The sequence below is a fragment of the Nodosilinea sp. LEGE 07298 genome (genome assembly GCF_015207265.1).
Taxonomy (GTDB): Bacteria; Cyanobacteriota; Cyanobacteriia; order Phormidesmidales; family Phormidesmidaceae; genus Nodosilinea.
The window spans coordinates 1-4,990 of sequence record NZ_JADEXE010000400.1 but is presented as its reverse complement, the minus strand read 5'-3'; the positions used below and the strand labels follow the sequence as shown (position 1 = coordinate 4,990).

Sequence of the window (4,990 nt, the reverse complement as noted above, 5' to 3'; positions counted from 1 at the left end):
GACGTCGAATCAAGATTTCAGGAGCTCACTGGAACGCAGATAACGTGCAACAAGTGCTGCAACAGCGATGTGCTTATCTAAATGGCTACTTCTCAAAATGAGTCTTGCAAGACTGGGATGCACCCCAATGCTTACGCTTCTCGCTATATACAGGCCAGCTTTTTTATTCCATTGGTGTTGCAGGTTGGTCTGGCTCGGCTGTGCGGGACTGTAACAAAGCCTCGCGGCTTATACAATCTTCACTGTTGTACTCTACTTCTACTACAACCTCGTACAGGGTGTTGATAGCTATTAAACTCTCTTCTGTATCTGCCTGCTGAAGGTCTTGCAGAGCTTGTTCAGCCGCCTGGTTTAAGAATGGATAACCTGTGCTCTTGAGTACTGCGGTCCAGAGGCTTAAACCATCAGCTTCATTGGGTACGCCAACGACGCCCAGCATTCCATCAGCAGGCTCAGGTTCTAGGCACAGCCGACCACTGTAGGGCACCTCAATAATTAGAGGTTCAGGGGCTTCAACCACAGTATCGCCTAACTTAGCTTTGACCGATTGCAGCCAGGCTGCTTTCGCAGTTTCGACCTCTGCTGTGCTGGTTTGATCATCGCTAAATTCAACCCGGGCTAGGAGATCACTGGCTTGTTCAGTATCATCTGAGGCGTTGGGGGCAGAGGGGTTAAGCGGGGTCGAAGGAGTACTGCTAGCCGTATTGCCCTGATTGTTATCCTGACGCAGTTCTAAATCAGCAGCTCCAGGTGCGTTAGCGTCTTCTGGAGCCGTAGCTGTAGGAGTCGAGGCTGATTGGGATGTAGACCCTTGGGTAGGCGTTTCGGGTCGTCGTCCTAAGGAATTGTTATTGGGGATAGCAGGTAAGGTAGAGCGGCGGGGAGATAGCCTAATGGTGGAACGCCCAGGCGATGTATAAGGAGAAATACCGGATGGGAAGGAGTTAGAGGGCAATTGAGGCGTTGGTATTCTAATAGACGCCCCAAAGTCTGAGCCAGGCTCTAAGGGCAAGCTATCGCCTGAGGGTGGGAAGAGGCTAAATAAATCGTCGTTGCTGCCTGGCAATAATGAGTAGGTGGAAGTAGAAAAGTCTGGGAGACGGTCCTGTTCTTCAGGCGTAAGCTCGATTAGCGGCACTCGACGCTCTTCTAGTTCTGGATTACTGCCGCCTAGGGTGGTCGCATTTAAACTCGAAAAGGAAGGGCCTGCCGCAAATAAGGCACCGTGAACTCCCAACGATACAATGGCGGCAATCCACTGAGGTTGGCGAAGAGTGGTGAGTAACTGGCTGAACTTGGGTGCAGTAAGTGGGTTCATTCCGAGTGCGCGCCTGCTGTGGACGTAATGTGTTGACTTAACCCCATAGGCTTGGGTTCCTGCTCTTTTCTAGGGTAGCGGATTTGCCCCCGACCTAATGACCATTAAAGAGAAGTAGGGTAAATCGAGATCAGGGTAAGGCGTAAGAGGGCGATAAATAGCCTGATGGGGTTGGGTGGCGTTGACGATGACCCAGCTTTGCTCAAGCAGTTGCCACTGGTTTAGGAGCTGCCATATCTGGTTGTATACCGACCCTACTTTAAGCAGCACTACCACATCAGCCCAGCCCAGAGCGGATTCGAGGTCAGCAACAGCATAAAGGGCCGGAAGTACTACAAGCTTGTCAGACTGTACGGTGAGGGGAAGGCCTAGAGTGCTTACCGCCGCTAGGGGTGAGCAAATGCCTGGGACTCGATGTATTCTTGCTGCCGGATAGCGTCGTTCTAGGTCAAGCGCTAAATAGTTAAAGGTGCCGTAGAAGCTTAGGTCTCCTTCGCAGGCAAACACTACATCTTGCCCCTGACTGAGGTGCTGCCAGACGCGATCGCCCGCCTGCTGCCAGGCATTCGAGAGCTGGTGTTGGTCTAGAACGTAGGGAAACTCTAGGGGCAGCAGCAGCTGTTGACCTAAGTGCGGCGCAATAATACGCTGCGCCAATCCTGGCTGGCCGTTGCGTCCCTGCGGAAAGGCCACTACGTCAGTACTTTGTAGGCACTTTAGGGCTTTGAGCGTAAGCAAGTCAGGGTCGCCGGGGCCGACACCAATGCCGGTAAGGGTGCCTAGCTGAGGGGAATGAGCAGATGAAGATGCCATACACTGGATAAAACTACGTAGCCAGCCCATTTAGAGCTGAGCAGCCACCTGAGCTTGAAAGGGAAAATGCTGATCTTTGCCCCCAGCGATCGCAGGTCATTCGTCTAGGCATCAGCCGCCGCCGAAGCCCCATCGTTGGGAATATTCTTTGGACTTTTCGTGGCTGGGCCAGTCGGAGTTTCTGGAGTAGACCCGTTGGCAGACGCTGCCACATGAGGAAAGATGGTTGCTAGAGCCTCAGTTTCTGGCAGTGGGCCTTTAGATTGAGGAGGAACCGCCTCGACGGCCGGTATAGTTTCTAGGGTCAGGCGAGTGGGTTGAATACCGCCTGCTAACTGCTTGAGCAGCTTGGGCTTAGAGTCGTGCCACAGGTAAATAATGCGATCGCCCACCTCCCACGTATCTTGCCCTGGCATCACCCGCAACGCATCACCGCGCTCAACCAGCAGAGGTACCATGCTTCCGTTCTGCACGAGTGTGGCTAGATGGGCCTTTTGCCGGTCAATATTCTCCTGCCGCAGCTGGGTCTCACCCAGACGCACCTCCCCGTCATTAAGGTAAGTATTCCACTGCTTGAGGGAGAGACGGGGGGTTTGGGCACCCTTCAGCTGTCCCTTATCAGGTAGTTCACCTAAGCTTTTATCCTGGGGTACTACAGCAATGACTCGGGCGGGCTGAAAATCCTCTAGAGCGCGCTGGGCGACTACCGCATTGACCTCGCCATTTTTGGTAATGGCCAAAAAGGTGCCAGCCTTATCTAGCCCAGCTTTCTCTAAAACATCGCTATCGAGGGCACTGCTGATCAACAGCTCAATGCCTTCCTTCTCAGCGGCTGCGCCAGTCGATTCGTTAGTGTCGATCATCACCACCGGGTCGCCATACTCTTTGATTAAGCGGGCAATTAGCAAGCTTAGAGGGCTGCATCCTACGATTACCGCGCCCACAGCATCGGCTTTAGTAATACCTAGCCAGCCAGCGACTAACCGCGCTGTTAGCCCCTGTACCATCACGGTCAAGATAATAGTGAGAAACACCAGGGCCTTAATGGCATCGCCGCCGCTAATGCCTCGTTCGGTGAGCAAAATGGCAAACAGGGATGCTACCGAAGCGGAAACAATACCGCGCGGGGCTACCCAGCCCAAAAACAGTTTTTGTCGCCAATTTAGGTCGCTAGAGCGAGTACAAATCCAAATATTGACTGGGCGTACTACCACCATCAGTACCAGTACCGTCAATACGGCTCCTCGGCCTAAGGCAAATACACTAGCAATCGACAAATCAGCGGCCAGCAAAATAAACAGTACCGATACCGCTAGCACGGTCAGCTGTCCCTTGAACCGGCGCAGTAGCCGCTCATCGGGCACCGAAAGCCAGCGCACCATCATGCCCGCCACGACTGTAGCCATTAGCCCTGACTCGCTGCGAATGCTCTGGGCCAGCCCAAACAGCCCCCATAGCCCGGCTAACACCACCAGGTTGCGCAGATCTTCGCCTAAAAAGTTGGCTCGCTTGAGCAAAAGACCGATTAGTCCACCACCCACTACCCCAATCAACGTGCCGATTCCCAGCCGCAAAATTAGTCCGCCTACTACTACCGTTAGGGGGTCGGCGTCGCCATTGAGAATAATATCGAGCACCACCACAGCTAGAATGGCCCCGACGGGGTCAATGAGCACCCCCTCCCCTTCTAGTAGGGTAGCCACCTTGCTATCGACCTCCACCTGACGCAGCAAAGGGCTAATCACCGTAGGCCCCGTGACTACTACCAAAGAAGCATAGAGAAAGGCCAGGGACCAAGGAAACTCCCCGAGCCAGTGGGCCGCCATACCACCACCGACCAGCGTAATAAAAATGCCGATGGTAACTAGATTTCGCAGGCTGTTTGACACCTGGCCCAGTTCACTCAGCTCTAGGCTCAGCCCCCCCTCAAATAGAATCAGGGCTACGCTTAGGGCCACAATGACCTCAAGCCCCACCCCTAGGTCTTGGGGATGGAGCAACCCAATGCCGTCTGGCCCTAGGCCAATACCAAACAGCAGTAAGAAAATGATGCTGGGAACCCTAGCGATTTCCCCAATGACCTGTGCTGTGACTCCGGCCAACACCGTGAGCACGATTTGTAGGGTGAGGGCAAAGGAAGTATCCATAGGCGTATAGGGTAACACCCCTACTGTGGCAGACCAGGGGAATTATCGCCACGTTAGGGGTGGGCGCTTAGGGACGCAACAGCAGGTAATATAAGCGACCTGGGGTGTTAATGCGCCCGGCTAGCTCTCCGGCCTGGGGGCCTGTCCCTACGAATAGATCGACTCGCCCTGGGCCTAGAATAGCGCCCCCGGTGTCTTGATCGAGCACTAGGCGGGTGGTGGGCTGGCTGCTCCAGGTGCCCTGGGGAGTTTGCTGAGGTAACGGTACCTGGATGGCCGCGATCGCCCCTGGGGGCAGCAGCGACTTGTCAGTAGCGATCGAGTACCCAGCCGTTACCGGCACACTGAGGTTACCCGTAGGTGGCTGCCCACTATCGCCCTCGCGAAAGAAAATAAATCGCTCGTTTTGGGGCAAATATTGGTTCAAATCTTCGGGATGGGCTTCAAAATAAGCGATTAGATTGGGCAGCGACAGGTTTTCTGGATCGATTTTGCCATCGTTGACCAGGGCACGACCAATGCTGGTGTAGGGGTACTCGGTGCGGCCCGCGTACCCCACCGACATAATTTGACCATTGGTGAGTTGGAGCTTAGCTGACCCCTGCACCTGCACCAAAAATGCTTCTAGGCGGCTGGATAGCCACACTAGCTCTAGCCCGGCTAGGGATCCCTGACTACCGGCCAAACCGTCTGCTCCCTCTAAGGCCAAGCG

General features: G+C 54.4%; 4 protein-coding genes. All 4 read right to left on the bottom strand.

Going from position 1 to position 4,990, the window contains the following annotated elements; translation table 11 throughout:
* Window positions 1–163: 163 nt before the first annotated feature.
* The gene (locus tag IQ273_RS30285) at window positions 164–1,318 is read right to left on the bottom strand and encodes a hypothetical protein (protein WP_194026808.1); all 1,155 of its coding nucleotides are present in this window, start codon (window positions 1,316–1,318) and stop codon (window positions 164–166) included.
* Window positions 1,319–1,387: 69 nt separating this feature from the next.
* Window positions 1,388–2,131, bottom strand: coding sequence for a precorrin-2 C(20)-methyltransferase (locus IQ273_RS30280; protein ID WP_194026807.1), 744 nt, complete (start codon window positions 2,129–2,131; stop codon window positions 1,388–1,390).
* A 104-nt stretch (window positions 2,132–2,235) separates the two neighbouring features.
* Complete coding sequence (locus tag IQ273_RS30275; protein ID WP_228054188.1) at window positions 2,236–4,278, bottom strand: sodium:proton antiporter; 2,043 nt, start codon at window positions 4,276–4,278, stop codon at window positions 2,236–2,238.
* Window positions 4,279–4,345: 67 nt separating this feature from the next.
* Window positions 4,346–4,990 (bottom strand): MltA domain-containing protein (locus IQ273_RS30270; protein WP_194026806.1); only part of this gene is annotated, 645 nt, incomplete at its 5' end.

Bases quoted from the DNA above. Each gene is read 5' to 3' on its own strand.
- IQ273_RS30275 (WP_228054188.1), bottom strand. From the start codon at position 4,278: ATGGATACTTCCTTTGCCCTCACCCTACAAATCGTGCTCACGGTGTTG.
- IQ273_RS30280 (WP_194026807.1), bottom strand. From the start codon at position 2,131: ATGGCATCTTCATCTGCTCATTCCCCTCAGCTAGGCACCCTTACCGGC.
- IQ273_RS30285 (WP_194026808.1), bottom strand. From the start codon at position 1,318: ATGAACCCACTTACTGCACCCAAGTTCAGCCAGTTACTCACCACTCTT.